Raw genomic sequence first — 15131 nt, 5'->3', positions numbered from 1 at the left:
GCCCTGTGATCGCTTCCGTCCCGGAGCCGCTCGGTTCGGCCTGCCGGCGGAACGCGACGACGACGCCCATCTGTACGAGTTCGTCGTGCCCATGGTTCCTCCGGCGTGGAACGACCGGGAGCGGGTGGAGGAGTACGTCGGAATGATGAACGGGGGAACGGTGCCGACCGCCGTGGCGGTGTCGACCCTGGACCTGTGCCGGCCCGCGCTGTCGTCCTGCTGCTCGAAACCGTTCGGCTTCGGGAGACGACGATCACGACCGCCGTGCTCCGGGTCGGCCTACCGCGCCGGGCGGAACGGCCGCAGGAAGCGGATCCCGTCCTCGATGCTGCCGTCCATCAGTTCCAGCAGTTGGGGCACCAGCTCCTGCATGCGGGGTGCCTGCAGGTGGCCTTCGAGGGCCTCGCGGCTCTCCCAGCGCTCGAAGACGACGAACGTGCCCGGTTCTCCCTCGACCTGGTGAGCCTCGTAGTCGATGTTGCCCGCGTCGTGACGCGATGCGGTGACGGCGGCGGTCATGAACGCCTTCATCGCGGCCTCCTTCCCGGTTCTGGCGCGGGCTTCCCACAGCACGGTGACGTAGTGGTGCGACGTGGCGGTCATGCCGGCTCCTCCTGGTCCGAACAGCACGGTCGTGCGCTGTTCACGCACTCCATGCTGGGTCCCCGGGAGGATCGGCGGGAGCTACGGGACTTCGTGGTACCGCGCGTACCACCCAGCGGGGCGGAGTGTGCGGGAGGATGGTGCGCATGGATGAACTCGGTGCCGCGCTGCGGGCGTGGCGCGACCGGCTGGACCCCGCGACGGTGGGCTTCGCGCACGGCTCACCCCGCCGGGTCCCCGGTCTGCGACGCGCGGAGCTGGCGACGCTGGCCGGCATCTCGGTCGAGTACGTGGTCCGGCTGGAGCAGGGACGGGTGGCGACACCCTCGGCGCAGGTCTGCTCGGCCCTGGCCCGCGCCCTGCACCTGTCCGACGACGAACACGCCCACCTTCTGCGCATGGCCGGCCACTCGGCGGATCCGAGCCGGGTTCCGCGCATGATCCCGGGGAGCCTGCACCGGATCGTGGACCAGCTCGCCGGCAACCCGCTGGCGGTCTACGACGCCACCTGGCAGTTGCTGCACTGGAATCCGCTGTTCGCGGCCACGTTCGGCGATCCCACGGTCCAGGGCGTGGGGGACCGCAACGTCCTGGTCTGGCAGTTCCTGGGTGAACTGCCCCGGGTCCGGCAGACGGCGGCCGAGCGGGCGGCGTTCGAGGAGTCCCTCGTCGCCGACCTGCGCGCGACGACGAGCCGGTATCCCGACGATCCCGACCTCGCGGCGCTGGTGTCGAGGCTGAACCTCAGCCCACGGTTCCGCGAGCTGTGGAGCCGCCGGGCGGTGGGCGGCCACCAGAGTGCGCACAAACTCGTCCGGCACCCGGACGTCGGAGACATCGCCATGAACTCCGACATCCTCAACACCCAGGACACGGACCTCCGCCTCGTGGTGTACACGCCGCAGCCGGGCACCGACGCCCGCAGCAAACTCGAACTCCTCGCGGCCATCGGGGTGCAGAGGATGTCTCCTCAGGGATGAAGGCCCGCGTTCCGCCTCGTCCGGTGGACCGGGCCGCTGGGTGGTACGCGCGGTACCAGGAAGTCCCGTAGCTCCCGCCCACCCTTCCGGGGACCCAGCATGGAGTGCGTGAACAGCGCACGACCGTGCTGTTAGGACCAGGAGGAGCCGGCATGACCACCACTCTCATCACCGGGGCCAACAAATCCCTCGGCTTCGAAACCGCTCGTCGCCTCATCGAGGCGGGACACACCGTCCTCCTCGGCGCCCGCCACCGTGAGCGCGGCCGGGCCGCGGCCGAGTCGATCGGCGCCCGGTTCGTTCGGATCGACGTGACCGACGACGCCTCGGTCCGGGCCGCGGCCGCGGACGTCGCCGCGCACGAGGGAATGATCGACGTCCTGGTCAACAATGCCGGCGTCCTCGGCAGGGTCGGCCCCGTCGAGGAGTACACCGCGGCCGACATGAGCGCCGTGCTCGACGTGAACGTCGTCGGGATCGTGCGCGTCACGCACGCCTTCCTCCCGCTGCTGCGCAGGTCGCCGAACCCCGTCATCGTCAACGTGTCCAGCGGGATGGGCTCCTTCGGCATGACCCAGGACCCGGCGCGGATCGAGTCGCAGTACGCCCTGCCCCTCTACAGCGCCTCGAAGGCCGCGGTCACGATGCTCACGACGCAGTACGCCAAGGAACTGAAGGACGTGAAGGTCAACGCCGCGGACCCCGGGCAGACCGCGACCGACTTCACCGGCGGCCTCGGACACAGCGTCGCCGACGGCGCGGAGTCCATCGTGACTCTCGCGACGATCGGCCCGGACGGGCCGACGGGACAGTTCATCGACCGATCCGGGAACCTCCCGTGGTGAACCCGTCCTGAACCCGGGGCCGGTCGACCCGCCGCCCTGCACGTACCTCATGCCCGTGATCTCCATGCTCGGGGATCACGAAGGACGGCCGTGCCCGCGCTGCCGGCCTGCCTGCTCGAACCCCTGCGGGACCAGTCCGCCGCTCTCCTCCCCGTCCTGGAGGAGTCCGCAGTCGGCCACCTGCTGGGCTGTCACCGCCGCCGGATCCCCGACCACACCGTCTTCGAGCACGTCGTGCTCGCGCTGGTCCAACGGTCCGGCTACGAGCGGATCCCCACGCCCGGATGCCCGGACCGCATCGTCCGCCGACGCCTCGAAGAGCGGTCTCGGCAAGGGGTTTCCGGAGCGCTGCGCGCTCTCGCCCTGGACGCCCACTCCCGGACACCCGGCCTCGATCTCGGCGGGCTCTCGGTGGACGGTTGCACCCCAAGGCCCCGTCCGGCGTGGCTGCAAGGAGCTCGCACCGATCGGCGGCAGGCGCGGGCAGCCTGGTCGTTCGGCCCGGGCAGTGCGGGTGAGCAGTGGTCGGGCGGCGGGCCCGATCGGATGCCGTGGACCAGATCGGGTGGCGGACCGAAGAGCGCTCATCGCGGTGACGGCGGCCGATCGGTGCCGTGGGCCGGTGGTGGCGAAGGCGGCGTAGCCGACGAGTTTCGCCTCGACGCGGGCGAGGGACTGGCTGCCGGTGTCGTACTCGAGGAAGAACGGCAGCGTGTGGGCGCCCTCGCGGTAGTGGGCGTAGGCGTCGGGGCGGACGATGCCGCCCCAGCGGCGGTCGCAGGAGCGCTCCGGCAGCCACAGGGACAGGGCGGTGTCCGCGGAGGTGCGGCAGCGGGCGGCCAGATGCGTCAGGAGGTCGTCGACGCGCCTGACCGTTGTTGACCTTCAAGCTGGTCGAAGCCCGACGATGGCGGGGTGTCGAACTGCGAGCTGATGCCGATCGGGGTCTTCGCCCGACGTACCGGGCTGACCGCGAGCGCCCTGCGCTTCTACGCCGACTCCGGGCTGCTTCCTCCTGCCGAGGTCGACCCGGTCTCCGGCTACCGCTACTACGGTGCCGGCCAGGTGGAACGGGCCGTCGCACTGCGTCAGCTCCGTGAGATGGCCATGCCCCTCACCGCTGTCGGAGCCGTCCTGGACGCGGAGTTCGATGAGGCGTCCCGGCTGATCGACGAGCACGTCGCCAAGGTCCTCGAAGACGCGGCCGCGGTGCGGCAGCGGGCCGCTTCGCTCAAGGCGACGCTCACGGATGCGCCGTGTGTGCTGATCGCCGTGCTGAAGGGGCCGGTGCTGGCCGACGCGATCGAACAGGTGATGACCGCGACCGCGCGCGAACCGGGCATGCCGGTGCTCGGCGCCCTGCGCGTCGAGGCGACGCGGGAAGCGGTCACGCTGACCGCGACCGACCGCTACCGCCTTGCGACCCGGACCCTGGTGCCGGCCGAAGCGACGGCCGCGACCTGGGCCGCCACGGTCGACGGTGACGAGCTGCGGGCCGCGGTCGCGGAGATCCGCCGCAGCGCCCTGGTGCGGGCCGAGGCGACACCGCACGGACTCTGGCTGCGCACGGCGGGCCGGGAGGACCGGCACTGCCGGCTGCTGGCGCAGGAGTTCCCCGACCACCGCCTGATGCTCGCGTCGCTGCCCGAGGCCACGACCCGGGTGACGCTCTCGAAGGATCCCCTCCTGCGCGCCCTGGAAGAACACCCGGGAGAGCGGATCACGCTGCGGGTGACCCCTCACGGCCTGCACGTCCTGGCGACAGAGGCAGAGCCCTGCGGCGTCCCGCTCACGGCCACCACGGCGGGGCAGGACCTCCAGGTCTCCTTCGAGCTGACCACGCTCTATCCGGCCGTCAGCACCGCCGTCGGCCCCGAGGTGATGCTCGACCTGCGAGGACCGGACCTGCCCGTCACGATCCGCTCCGCCGACCGCGGCGACCTCACCACCCTGGCCATGCCCGTCAAGCCCGACCACCCAGCCTGAGCAGGAACGACGAGGGACACCACCATGACCGCAACCCCCGCCGGCCCCGACACGACCATGGAAGCCATCGGCCGGGCCGTCACCGAAGGACGAGCCGGTGACGTCGCCTCCGCCCGCCAAGAGCTCCTGGCCCTGTGGTCCGCGATCGGCGTCACCGGCGACCCGCTGCACCGCTGCACTCTCGCGCACCACCTGGCAGACCTCCACGAAGACCCCGCCCAGGCCCTGGCCTGGGACGTCCGCGCCCTGGACGCCGCCGACGCCGTGACCGAGCAGCGCGTCCAGCAGCACCACGCCGGCCTTCACATCGCCGGCTTCTATCCGTCCCTGCATCTCAACCTCGCCGACGACTACCGCCGCCTCGGCTCCTTCGACGCAGCCGCCGAGCACATCACCGCGGCCGGGGAGCACGCCCCCCACCTTCCCCAGGACGCGTACGGAGACCTGCTCCGCACTGCCCTCGACGAGGTGGCGGAGGCCGTCTCCCGACGGGACAGCGCCAAGCGCACCTCCGCCCCGGGCCCCGCCGCATGACGCACAGGTACGCGCCCCGCCGTCCTGGCCGCCGGACGGGCCGCCGGACGGACACCCACGGAACGCTGCGTCGCCCTCCTGGCCGGCGTCCGCGACAGCCGACTCGCCGCCCGCCCGTCGTTCTTCCAGATGAGGAACGTCCGCGACGCCCGCCGCCGGGGCGTCCCCCCCGCATCGTCCGGCACGAGGACGTCCCGGTCCTCACCCGGCCGACAACGGACTCGGGAGCGGGGCGACCCATGAGCCGCGGCCGGTCGGCGCCGGCGAGTCCGCCTTCCACCGGGTGAGCCCGTCCGGGGTCAGGACCGGCGCGGTCCGACGCTGACGTAGGCGTAGCCGAAAGCCTCCCCCGCGTGGGGTGCCCGGGTCCAGGACCGGGTGGTGAAGGTGCGGAGCCTGCCCCGGGTCAGCGCGAAGCGGGGGAGCGAGAGGCCGAGTTCGGCGTGCAGGGTCTCCAGCAGGCGCCGTTCGCGGTCCGGCCCGGCGTCCTCCGGACGGAACAGCCGCGCGGGATCCAGGGCCTCGGGTATCGCGCCGGACCGCTGGACCTCCGCACCCCGTACGGTGAACGAGTAGAGCTCCTCGCCGCGTTCGGCCACCGACAGGTGGAACGCGGCCGGGTGGTCCTCCGGGGACGAGTGCCTCGGCTCGCGCCACACCACCACCGCGCGGCCGGACGGGGAGGCGGCCGCGGCGGGGGACAGGAACCGCTTGTTCAGGCGGCGGGCGTGGCCGTCGAAGGCGAAGGCCCAGCCTTCGGCGGTGCGGCCGGCGGCGACCACGGCCCGGTCCTCCCACAGCTCCACACCCTCCCGCTCGTGGGGCCGGGGCGCCTGCCGGGACGCCGTACGCGGATCCACGGGCGCGCTCAACCCGGCGCCCTCCTCGCCGATCAGGGCGGGCAGGCGGGCGGGGTCGACCCCCTCGGCCCAGACGCAGCGGTATCCCTCGCGCGGTCGCGGGTTCGCCGCGGGCTCGGACAGCCAGGCCAGGCCCGGCGGGTCGAGGTCGGGCACCGGCTCGGGGGCGGGGCCCGTCTGCCCGGCTCGCGGGGTCGCGAGGATCTCCCGCCCGCGCTCCGGGGTGATCAGCGGGCCCAGGACGGGATCGGCGAGCAGACCGAGAGGAGCGATCAGCGAGGGCCCGGGCGCCTCCCACCGCGGGAGCGCCTCCCGCAGCACCCGCCACGCGGCGTCGGTCGCGCCGCACAGAGCCGACTCCCGGGCCTCGGACACGGCCCGGCCCCAGGGACCGGTGGGCGCGTAGCGGTGGGTGCCGTCCCGCACCGCGCCCAGCACGGCCTCGACCGTCTCCCGGGCGACCCCGCGGGCGGCCATCATCCCGAGCCAGTGCCCGTCCCCGCCCAGCCGCCACTTGCCGCGTGCCGGCACCATGGCCTGCACGGGCAGGAGTTCGGGCAGATAGCGCGGGTCGGCCACCAGATCGCCGTAGTCCTGGGAACTGTGCGGGGCCCGCAGATGATGGAGCTGGTTCAGCAGGACGGCGCTGTGCGGCCGTCCGAAGGACCGCGCCTCCTCCAGCAGGGGCAGGGCCTCCTCGTACCGTCCGCGCAGGGCCAGCAGGCGGGCCCGGTCCACCCGTGCGTCCTGGGCGCGCGTGGTCGCGTTCACGAAGTCGGTCCTGCCCGCCCGGTCGGCGTGGAAGCCGCGGTACATGGCCTCCATGTACGCGCGGAACGACGGGTAGCGGTCCGGGTACTCACCGCCCCAGCCCTTGTAGACGTAGAGCGCCCACTCGCCGTCCTGGTCGCGGTCGCCCGGGTCGAGCAGGGCGTACGACATGTCGGAGTCCGTCTCCAGCCGCAGGGCCCGCCGCCACATCCCGGCCAGCAGGACGTCCTCCTCGCGCGGGTCCTGGCCCAGGTTCTGCTCGTACAGCGGGGTCATGTCGAACGGATCCCGGAACCAGTCGATGTCCGCGACGCCGCCCAGCTGATAGATCCCGGCCGTCTGGTCCACGCGCCACCCGTCGCTCACGGCCAGGAACTCCCGGTACGAGGGCGGCAGCCGCCGCCCCAGCCGCTCCTCGGCCGCGACGATCGCCGCCTCGTCCGCCCCGGGCCTGCCCAGGGGGAGGACGGTGTGCTCGTCGTCCTCGTCCTCGTCCTCGAGCGGTATCCACTCCTCCTGCCAACGCCCGAGGAATTCCTGCCAGTTGAAGAACTCGTCACTCATGACCGGATGGTGTCACCCGGCACTGACATTTAGCTTGGGAGATGGCCCCTAGGGATCTTCGGGGGCTGCGTAGGGTGCGTTGGGTCCGGTTCTTCCGGCATGGCTGGATCACTGACCGAAGCGTCTGCCCGCAGGCGACTTCTCCACGTTGATCGACGGCTGGTCGAACCTCCCGACGCACGTGCGTCCCTGTTGGGAACCCGTGGCCGCGGCCGGCGCGGACCACTGCTGCCGAATGTCCGGTCAGCACAACCCTGCGGAACACGTGCCACGCGGCCGTGGTGGCAGGGCTGGGCCACCGGCGCCGGCCAGGTTTTGATCGACCGGGAGCTGTACCTGCCCAGCGAGTGGATGCAGGACCGTGAACGGTGCCGCCGCGCGCGTCCCCGACCAGGTCGCCTTCGCCGTCGAGCCGCGTCTGGCCGAGCAGATGATCGACCGGGCAGTGCCGGACCTTCCCCAGGGGCGGGTGTGGGCGGCCGCGGACGAGGTCTACGGCCGCGACGGCCTCGCGAAGTCGGCCGCCGGGATGGCCGACTGCGAGGTATGCCACTTCCACGGCTGGTACCGGTACATCACCCTCTACCAGTTGGCCGCCGCGTTCGGCGGCAGTGCGGACCGCCGCCGAACGTCGTGGCGAGCAGAGCGAGCCGCCCCACACAGGGGGACCGAAGTAGCCTCACCGCCCTCGGCGGGCTCATCCCGATCACGCTGACCGCCTTCGAGATCACCCGTCTCCTGGTGCTGACCGACCAACAACCCGCACGCCAGGAGTGGCTCCGGCGCGGTCTGCACTGGTCACGATGGCGCCGCCGCCACCAAGCCCGCGCCCGCCACCGCGGACGACACCGACGCCACGACTCCGCCCGGCCGCCGCCCGCGACCATGACATGAACTACAGCAAACGCTGCGATCTACGACTGGAGGGTCCGAGGTGGCGGGATCTCCGTCTTCAGTTGCAGCGGACCGTCCGGGTTCCGGAATCCGAAGAAAGGGCGGCGTCAGCGGTCCTCGGAAGATCCGGATACGCCGGAGCATTTTCGATCATCGAACGGGAAGCAGGTCACGTCCGCCGAGGTGGTGTATGACGGCCACTCGGCGATCTCGTTGTTGAGGCTATGCGGTGAGTTCGGTGGACGAATCAGTGTCGGTGGTTTCTGACTCGATCGGGTGGCGGCGGGCCCGGGCGAGGAGGTCGCAGCCCATGTAGCGGCGGGCTTCGGTCCACTCGTCGTTCTGCTCGGCCAGGACCGCGCCGACCAGGCGGATCAGGGCGGTGCGGTCGGGGAAGACGCCGACCACGTCGGTGCGGCGGCGGATCTCCTTGTTCAGTCGTTCTTGCGGGTTGTTGGACCAGATCTGCCGCCAGGCCTCGCGCGGGAAGGTGGTGAAGGCCGGCAGGTCGTGCTGGGCGGCGTCCAGGTGGGCCGCGGCCTTGGGGAACTTGACCTCCAGGGCGTCCAGGACGTGGCGCAGTTGGGCCTGCACCGCGTCGGCGTCGGGCTGTTCGAAGACGGTCCGCAGCAAGGTGGCCACCCGGGGCTGGGCCGACTTCGGCGCCTGGGACAGCAAGTTTCTCGCGGTGGGGGTACCGCCCGCGCCTGTTCAGGGCGTGGGGGAGGGTGCGGCAGCGCTGCCAGGAGGCACCGGGCAGGGTGGCGCCGCTGGCGTTGACCAGGCCGGTGTGGGCGTCGGAGACGACCAGGTGGACGCCGGACAGGCCGCGGGCGACCAGCGAGCGCGGGAAGGCCAGCCAGCCGGCACCGTCCTCGCTGGAGGCGACGTCCAGGCCGAGGATCTCGCGGTGGCCGTCGGCGTTGACCCCGACCGCGACCAGCGCGTGGACATGGACGATGCGGCCGCCCTCGCGGACCTTCTGCGTGAGCGCGTCGACCCGGACGAACGTGTAGGGGCCGGCGTCCAGCGGCCGATTGCGAAAGGCGGTGACCTGCTCGTCCAGGTGCTTGGCCATCGCGCTGACCTGCGACTTCGACAACTGCGTGACACCGGGGGACTCGGCGGGCTTTTCGACTCTGCGGGTGGAGACGCCCAGCAGATAGGCGGTGGCGACCACGCTGATCAGGGCTTGTTCGGCCCGACGGCGACGCTCCAGGAGCCAGGTGGGGAAGTAGCTGCCGGAGCGCAGCTTGGGAATGGCGAGCTCGATCGTGCCGGCTCGGGTGTCCCACTCGCGCGGGCGGTAGCCGTTGCGCAGGTTGACGCGCTCGTCGCTGACCTGCCCGTATTCGGCATTGCAGAGGGTGTCGGCCTCGGCGGACATGAGGGCGTCGGCGAACGTCTTGACCATCGTGCGCAGCAGGTCGGGACTCTCCCCCGCAAGCGGGGGCGCCCCCAGGCGGGATTCTCCTCGGTGAGGGCGTGCAGGGGCGGACTGTCGGGTGCGGTCATCGTGCTGATCTCCTTCAAAGACTTGGTCGTCTTGAAAGATCAGCCGGTGGCCGTTCATCTATGCGGGCATCCACCCCGAAGCCGGAGCAAACCCCCGGATCAGGTCGAACCCGTACACTACGTCAGTGGACGCACCCCCAGTTCCGCTGCGCGCCTGTTGAGGTCGTGGGCGAACGTGTCCCAGTCGGGTCCGAAGGACAGCAGGTCCGCGGCCGCCTCTCGGAGCAGCTGCGGATCGTCGGGGCGTTGCAGGCACGCCGGGCGGTAGGCGAGATTGCGGGCCCAGGGCGGCAGGGCCGTCCAGTCCTCGGTGAGGACGTCCCGGAGCATGGCGAGGATCTCGTCGGCCGTCGCGAAGGTGAGCTTCTCGGTGAACTCGCGGGCCGCTTCGTTGACCTGCCGACTGTCGGCGTCGTCGATCGCCTGGCCGAGGCTCCTGGCCGCGGAGGTCAAGTCGGGCATCTCTCGCTTCTCTCCTGACGGATCCCTCCCGGCGCCTGGGAGCGCCGGGGTGCTCGTGACCGGCACGGGCGCCCAGACCTTGGCAGCCGCTTCCCGTGCCGCCCGGGCAGCCGGTGTGGGCGCGAGGACCGGTGGCCTGGCGGCCGGGGTGCGCGTCGGGCCGGGCGGCCGCATCGCGAGCTCGACCCCATCGGTCGTCATGTCGCCGACCGGACACCCCACTCACGTCTTCGCGCACCGGGACGAGGCCGGGCCGGCCACGCACCACCGCCGGGCCGGGGGTGCGCATGCCCGGACACCTCTTGACCTGCCTCTTCGAACGGACAAGGCGCGCCGCGCGACTTCAGGGAGCAGTTCCGCACGGACGCCTGGTGCCGTCCGTGTCCCGCGCCTCAGAATTCGTGCACTACCACCCAGTATTCATCCTCCTCGACCGAGGCCGCGCACAGGTGGCGGCCGTCGGGCGAGACGGCCATGAACTCCGGCGAACCCGCCACGGTGGCGATACGCGACGGAAGGTTCCTGCCGACCGGGTCCTTCACGCGGACCCAACCGACCCGGCTTCCGCCTGGAACGGGTGGGAGAATCAAGAACTCGCCGTTCTCCCCGTACAGTGAGACGCGCGAGGCATGGTGATGCCAGGCTTCGTCCAGTTCGTCAGCGGCGTGGGGCGCGGAGTCACTGATCGCCACGACCGGCTCGACCTCGAAACCATTGACCGCGTAGATGGCGGCCTTCACGGGCGGGCCGTCCTGCGCCGCCTCTCCGGTCACTTCAAGGCCGCAGCGCCCGAGGACCTCCCGCCACTCCGGCGCCTGCCGGTCCTTCATGATGCCTGACCTCTCGTCGGGGCCCACGACGTTCAGTTGCCTTCGTAGAAGAGGTGATGATCGCCACCCGGTTTGTTTATCTTGCCATACCTCTCCATGGACTCCGGATAGCCGACGCTGCCGTCGGGCCGCTGCACCCTGGAGTTGTCCCAGCCGAAGTTGACGAGATTCCTGGTGTCATCGGTCTTCGGTTTTCCGGCGTGGAAGTGCGGGCCCGCCGGATCGTGAGTGTGCTCGACGACGACACGGGACCCGTTGTCCGTCTCGAACTGCCGGAAGTTGCCCCAGTGCGCCGGATCGGGGGAGTAGATGTGTCCCGGGGCGTATTTCATGTTCTTGTCCCCGGTGACGAGCCACTCGGCGATGGGTTCCTCGCCGTAAGGGACACCGGCGAGTTCGAACGCGGCTTTCTCCGCGTCTTCCCGTCTCTCGAACGGGTTGCCTTTCTCGCCGCGCGGGTACGGGCTGAGTCCGTAGGGATCGGTCCAGGTGTGAGGGTTGTGGACGTAGGCGACGGGGTTGGGCGCGGGGGTGAGCCCGAGGGGGTCGGGGGTGAGATAGCGGGCGGTCTCGGGGTCGTAGTGGCGGAAGAGGTTGTAGTGGAGGCCGGTCTCCGGGTCGTAGTACTGGCCGGGGAAGCGGAGCGGGGTGTAGGCCGTGCTGGAACTGGTCCAGGCGGTGGTGCCCCAGAGAGTGGCGCGGGTGCGCCAGGCGATGTCGCCGTCCTGGCCGATCAGTTCGGTAGGGGTCCCGACGAGGTCGGTGGCGATGGCGAAGAAGCGCCGGTCCACCTCGTCCTGGCGCGCATCCGCCGTGAGGATGCGCTCGGTCTGCGAGAGAGGGACGCCGGACCGGTGGTCCCAGGTGAGGACGACCGCGTTCGGGAGGTCCGGTTGGTGGAGGGTCTGTTCGCAGAGGGTCATGCCGTCCCAGGCGAACCGGATCTCCTCCGTCACGCTCTCGCCGTCGTCCGCCAGGCGCTGCTTGGCCACGCGGCGGCCCAGAGGGTCGTAGCGGTAGCGCCAGTGGACTCCGTCCGGAGTGATCACCGAGGTGAGGCGGTTCTCGACGTCCCATGTGTAGCGCCAGGTGTCGGCCTTGCGGGACAAACGGGTCTTCTGCCGCAGGGTGATACGGCCGAGGGCGTCGTGCTCGAAGCGGACGGCCCCGGCACGGGTGATCGACGTACCGGTGTAGGTTCGCGGTCCGGTGGCCTCGTTGCCGGGGTGGGAGGCGGGCCATGACGCCTCGGTCTGGTTGCCGCTCGCGTCGTAGGAGTACCGCTCGGTCCAGCCCTGCGCGTGGACGGCGGTGACCCGGCCGACCGCGTCCAGGTCGAAGGTGCGGGTGCCCGACAACAGGTCGCTGACGGAGCTGAGGTGGCCGTCCGCGCGGTAGGAGTATGCACGGTTGTCGAGTGTGCGGCCACCGGCGGTCAGGTGCCTGGCGGACAGCCGTCCGGCCTCGTCCCAGGCCGAGGTGATGGTGAGGCCGTCGGCGAAGTCCCCGAAGGCACGGGCCGTTTCACGGCCCGCCGCGTCGTGGGTGAAGACGACCGGGCGTCCCCCACTGGTCAGGCGCTCGGGACGGCCACCGGCGTCGTACGCATAGGTGGTCACGTGACCGGTGGGCGTGATGCGGCGGGTGCGGCGGCCCACGGCGTCGTAGGCGTGACTCATGGCACGGCCGTCGAGGAGTTCGGACTTGATCCGTCCCCGGCGGTCATACACGTAGAGGAGTTCGCTGTCCGGGCCCGACGCCCGTAGGAGGCGCCCGGCCCGGTCGTAGTCGTAGCTGGTCACCTGCCCGTCGGCGTCCTTCCGGAGCACGCGGCCGAGCGGGTCCCGCTCGAAGGAGACGGTCCGGCCGAGCGAGTCGGTCCGGGAGGTGAGCTGCCCGGCGGAGTCGAAACGGTAGGTGAGGGTGCGGCTGTCGAAGTCGGTCTCGCGGACCATGCGGCCGGCCGCGTCGTACTCGTAGGTCCAGCATGCGCCCTGTGCGTTGGTGACCTTGACGAGCCGCAGGTCGGCGTCGTACCCGAACGTGTAGCGGGCACCGTCCGGATGGACGCGGACCGCCGGCAGGTCGAAGTGGGTGTACTCGAAGCGGGAGACGCCTCCGGCCGGGTCGGTGTGGGTGAGTCGGTTGCCCTCGCCGTCGTAGGTCCATGACTCGGTGGTGCCGTCCGGGGCCACCCGGCGGACCAGGTTGCCGTCCGCGTCCCACTCGATACGGGTGACGCCCCCCGTGGGGTCGGTGACATGTACGGCGTTTCCGAGGGCGTCGCGCCGAATGCGAGTGGTCCCGCCGGCCGGGTCGGTGACCTGCGTGGGCAGACCCATGGCGTCGCAGCGGACCGTGGCGACGGCCCCGAGCGCGTCGGTGACCGATGTCAGATGTCCCCGGTCGTCGTAGGCGTACCGAGTGGTGTGGCCGGCCGGGTCGGTGACCGCGATCCGGTTGCCGCGTCCGTCGAAGCTCTGGACCCAGCGGCTGCCGTCCGGGCCGCGCAGATCCGTGTACTTGCCGGACGGACCGGGCTTCATGTCGAGCCGGCTGCCGTCCGGGCGGACCACGGAGACCAGCCGGTCATCCTCGTCGTAGGAGTGGACGGTGGTGCGGCCGAGCGGGTCGGTGCGGGTCAGGAGGTTGCCGCGGGGGTCGTAGGTGTATCGGGTGGTGTGGCCGAGCGGGTCGGTGGTGGCGAGGACCCGGCAGCGGTGGTCGATGAGGTGGTGGGTGGTGCGGCCGTCGGCGGTGGTCAGGGTGGTGGTGCGGTGGCCGGTCGCGGGGTCGGGTTCGGTGTAGGCGAGGGTGATCTGGATGTGTCCGGCCTCGCCGCCCTCGGCGACGACGCGGTCTCGGTCGTCGTAGGCGTAGTCGTAGCGGCTGCCGTTGGAGTCGATCCAGGCGGTGACGCGGCGGCGGTCGTCGTAGACGAAGGTGGTGGTGGCACCGGACGGCTTGGTGACGGTGATGAGGTCGCCGTCCTGGTAGCCGTAGGACATCAGCGGCAGGTCCGCGCCGTCCTCGCCCGCGCCGGCCAGGGACAGGGCCGTGACCCGGCCGTCGACGGTGGTGAGCCTCACCTGGTGGCCGGCGGAGTGGACCAGGGCCAGCGGCAGACCGTCGTCCGTCCGGTCGACGGTGACGGTGTGGCCGTTGCGTTCGGTGATCTGCGTCAGCCAGGCGGTGCCGTCGCCGCCGGGCTCGCTGTCCGGCGGGGCGGTGAAGTGGCGGACCAGGCCGGTGTCGGGGTCGGTGAGCGTGTAGTCGCCGTCGGCGTCGCGGGCCAGCAGGGTGCGGGCGGTGCCGGACTGAGGCCGGGTGGGGGCGCCGGGGACGGGGTGGGGGTAGGGGATGAGCAGGCCGTCGGCGGTGACGTGGACGACGCCGACGGCATCGACGGTCAGGCGTTCGTCGACGGTGGACGTCCAGGCCGGGCCCAGGAAGCGGCCGGCCGTGCAGCCGGACTCGGTGCGGCGGGTGAAGGCCAGAGGAAGCTTACCGGGCAGTACGAAGTCGGTCTGGGGCAGGAACATCCGGCCCGAGGCCAGGTCGACGGGGTCGGTGCCGTCGGTGGTGCGATGGCTGTCGGGGCGGTTGTGGGTGCCCTCGGGGGCGTCGTCGACCAGGCGGCGTACCCGGGCGGCGTCGGCGGCCTCCTCGGCCACGCGCACGCCCTTCACGGCCGCGCCGCCGCCGGCGGTGGCTGCGGTCAGTGCCAGGTCGGGGATGAGCCGGCCAAAACCCTCGGCCGGGTCCTTCATGAAGTCGCTGACCATCTGCCGCCCGGTGCCGACCGGGTCGTTGGCGGCCACCACCAGGCCGGCGGCCAGACTGTTGAGGGAGGTGGCGTACTCGGCCGGGTGGGTGATGTTGTAGGGGTCCATCGGGTTGACCGAGCGCACGAAGTTCAGCAGTCCGGCCGTGCCCTTGATGATGCCGCCGCCGACGTGGTCGCTCATGAGCTGCATCTCCTGCAGCCCGTCGCCCAGCTGATCGGCGTAGGAGGGTTTGGCCGGGGCCTTGTCGCGGGCGGCGCGCACCGCGCTGCGGGCACTCTCGGCGGCGGTGTTGCGCTGTGCGCGGGCCTCGGCGAGCAGGTCCTGGGCGTCCTGCATCAGTTTCTTGCCCGGGTCCTCGAAGGTGGCGGCCGGGCGGGGCGGGAGCGTGGCGGGGTCGCGTCGGTCGGCGGGCTGGGCGTTGTAGCGGTCCACGGCGCTGTTGTAGTCGTCGACCTTCTTGCGGTGGGCGTCGGCGGCGTCCTTCGAGGCCTTGGTGCCC

The 15131-nt window shown here is 71.6% G+C and carries 11 protein-coding genes and 2 pseudogenes; 5 read left to right on the top strand and 8 right to left on the bottom strand.

Translation table 11 applies throughout. The features are described 5' to 3' along the window. Positions 1 to 279: 279 nt before the first annotated feature. Positions 280 to 603, bottom strand: coding sequence for a putative quinol monooxygenase (locus IE271_RS13295; protein WP_190190475.1), 324 nt, complete (start codon positions 601 to 603; stop codon positions 280 to 282). 146 nt (positions 604 to 749) lie between these two features. Between IE271_RS13295 and IE271_RS13290 the strand changes: the two genes are divergently transcribed. Further along, entirely contained in the window at positions 750 to 1583 is an 834-nt protein-coding gene (locus IE271_RS13290; RefSeq protein WP_190190474.1) for a helix-turn-helix transcriptional regulator, read from the top strand. A 152-nt stretch (positions 1584 to 1735) separates the two neighbouring features. Further along, a complete protein-coding gene (locus tag IE271_RS13285; protein ID WP_190190473.1) occupies positions 1736 to 2428 on the top strand; it encodes an SDR family NAD(P)-dependent oxidoreductase in 693 nt (230 codons plus the stop codon). Positions 2429 to 2503: 75 nt separating this feature from the next. Here the strand turns inward: IE271_RS13285 and IE271_RS43950 are convergent, their stop codons facing one another. Both IE271_RS43950 and IE271_RS43300 read right to left on the bottom strand, forming a co-directional pair. Next, positions 2504 to 2680 carry a hypothetical protein gene (locus tag IE271_RS43950; RefSeq protein ID WP_373308757.1) on the bottom strand — a complete coding sequence of 59 codons (177 nt, stop codon included), beginning with the start codon at positions 2678 to 2680 and terminating at the stop codon, positions 2504 to 2506. Between the two features lie 360 nt (positions 2681 to 3040). Further along, positions 3041 to 3280: pseudogene (locus tag IE271_RS43300) on the bottom strand (replication-relaxation family protein); the annotation flags it as partial. Positions 3281 to 3361: 81 nt separating this feature from the next. On the opposite strand from IE271_RS43300, the gene IE271_RS13275 reads away from it, so the two are divergent. Together IE271_RS13275 and IE271_RS13270 are read left to right on the top strand one after the other, a co-directional pair. After that, positions 3362 to 4414 (top strand): DNA polymerase III subunit beta family protein, encoded by a 1053-nt coding sequence (locus tag IE271_RS13275; protein WP_373308759.1) that lies wholly within the window; start codon positions 3362 to 3364, stop codon positions 4412 to 4414. A gap of 24 nt (positions 4415 to 4438) precedes the next feature. Beyond that, the gene (locus tag IE271_RS13270) at positions 4439 to 4948 is read left to right on the top strand and encodes a hypothetical protein (RefSeq protein ID WP_190190471.1); all 510 of its coding nucleotides are present in this window, start codon (positions 4439 to 4441) and stop codon (positions 4946 to 4948) included. A 299-nt stretch (positions 4949 to 5247) separates the two neighbouring features. On the opposite strand, the gene IE271_RS13265 is transcribed toward IE271_RS13270, so the two are convergent. Continuing rightward, on the bottom strand, positions 5248 to 7143 hold the full coding sequence (locus tag IE271_RS13265) for an SMI1/KNR4 family protein (RefSeq protein WP_190190470.1): 1896 nt from the start codon (positions 7141 to 7143) through the stop codon (positions 5248 to 5250). Between the two features lie 361 nt (positions 7144 to 7504). On the opposite strand from IE271_RS13265, the gene IE271_RS43945 reads away from it, so the two are divergent. Further along, positions 7505 to 7858 carry a hypothetical protein gene (locus IE271_RS43945; RefSeq protein WP_190190469.1) on the top strand — a complete coding sequence of 118 codons (354 nt, stop codon included), beginning with the start codon at positions 7505 to 7507 and terminating at the stop codon, positions 7856 to 7858. A gap of 401 nt (positions 7859 to 8259) precedes the next feature. Here IE271_RS43945 and IE271_RS13255 read toward each other — a convergent pair. From IE271_RS13255 to IE271_RS13240, 4 genes and pseudogenes are all read right to left on the bottom strand, one after another. Beyond that, positions 8260 to 9552: pseudogene (locus tag IE271_RS13255) on the bottom strand (IS256 family transposase). A 117-nt stretch (positions 9553 to 9669) separates the two neighbouring features. Continuing rightward, positions 9670 to 10014 carry a hypothetical protein gene (locus IE271_RS13250; RefSeq protein WP_190190468.1) on the bottom strand — a complete coding sequence of 115 codons (345 nt, stop codon included), beginning with the start codon at positions 10012 to 10014 and terminating at the stop codon, positions 9670 to 9672. Between the two features lie 392 nt (positions 10015 to 10406). Continuing rightward, a complete protein-coding gene (locus IE271_RS13245; protein WP_190190467.1) occupies positions 10407 to 10844 on the bottom strand; it encodes a PH domain-containing protein in 438 nt (145 codons plus the stop codon). Between the two features lie 32 nt (positions 10845 to 10876). Continuing rightward, positions 10877 to 15131, bottom strand: a 4255-nt coding sequence (locus tag IE271_RS13240) for an RHS repeat-associated core domain-containing protein (RefSeq protein WP_229919306.1), incomplete at its 5' end; no start/stop codon positions are given.

This window comes from Streptomyces minutiscleroticus (genome assembly GCF_014650875.1).
In the GTDB taxonomy this organism is placed as follows: Bacteria; Actinomycetota; Actinomycetes; order Streptomycetales; family Streptomycetaceae; genus Streptomyces; species Streptomyces minutiscleroticus.
Note: the sequence above shows the minus strand (reverse complement) of the source record. Positions and strands in the feature narration are given on the sequence as shown.

Excerpts from the sequence above, each read along its gene's own strand:
- IE271_RS13275 (WP_373308759.1), top strand. The coding sequence starts at position 3,362 with ATGCCGATCGGGGTCTTCGCCCGACGTACCGGGCTGACCGCGAGCGCC.
- IE271_RS13265 (WP_190190470.1), bottom strand. The coding sequence starts at position 7,143 with ATGAGTGACGAGTTCTTCAACTGGCAGGAATTCCTCGGGCGTTGGCAG.
- IE271_RS13290 (WP_190190474.1), top strand. The coding sequence starts at position 750 with ATGGATGAACTCGGTGCCGCGCTGCGGGCGTGGCGCGACCGGCTGGAC.
- IE271_RS13295 (WP_190190475.1), bottom strand. The coding sequence starts at position 603 with ATGACCGCCACGTCGCACCACTACGTCACCGTGCTGTGGGAAGCCCGC.
- IE271_RS13245 (WP_190190467.1), bottom strand. The coding sequence starts at position 10,844 with ATGAAGGACCGGCAGGCGCCGGAGTGGCGGGAGGTCCTCGGGCGCTGC.
- IE271_RS13285 (WP_190190473.1), top strand. The coding sequence starts at position 1,736 with ATGACCACCACTCTCATCACCGGGGCCAACAAATCCCTCGGCTTCGAA.
- IE271_RS13250 (WP_190190468.1), bottom strand. The coding sequence starts at position 10,014 with ATGCCCGACTTGACCTCCGCGGCCAGGAGCCTCGGCCAGGCGATCGAC.
- IE271_RS13270 (WP_190190471.1), top strand. The coding sequence starts at position 4,439 with ATGACCGCAACCCCCGCCGGCCCCGACACGACCATGGAAGCCATCGGC.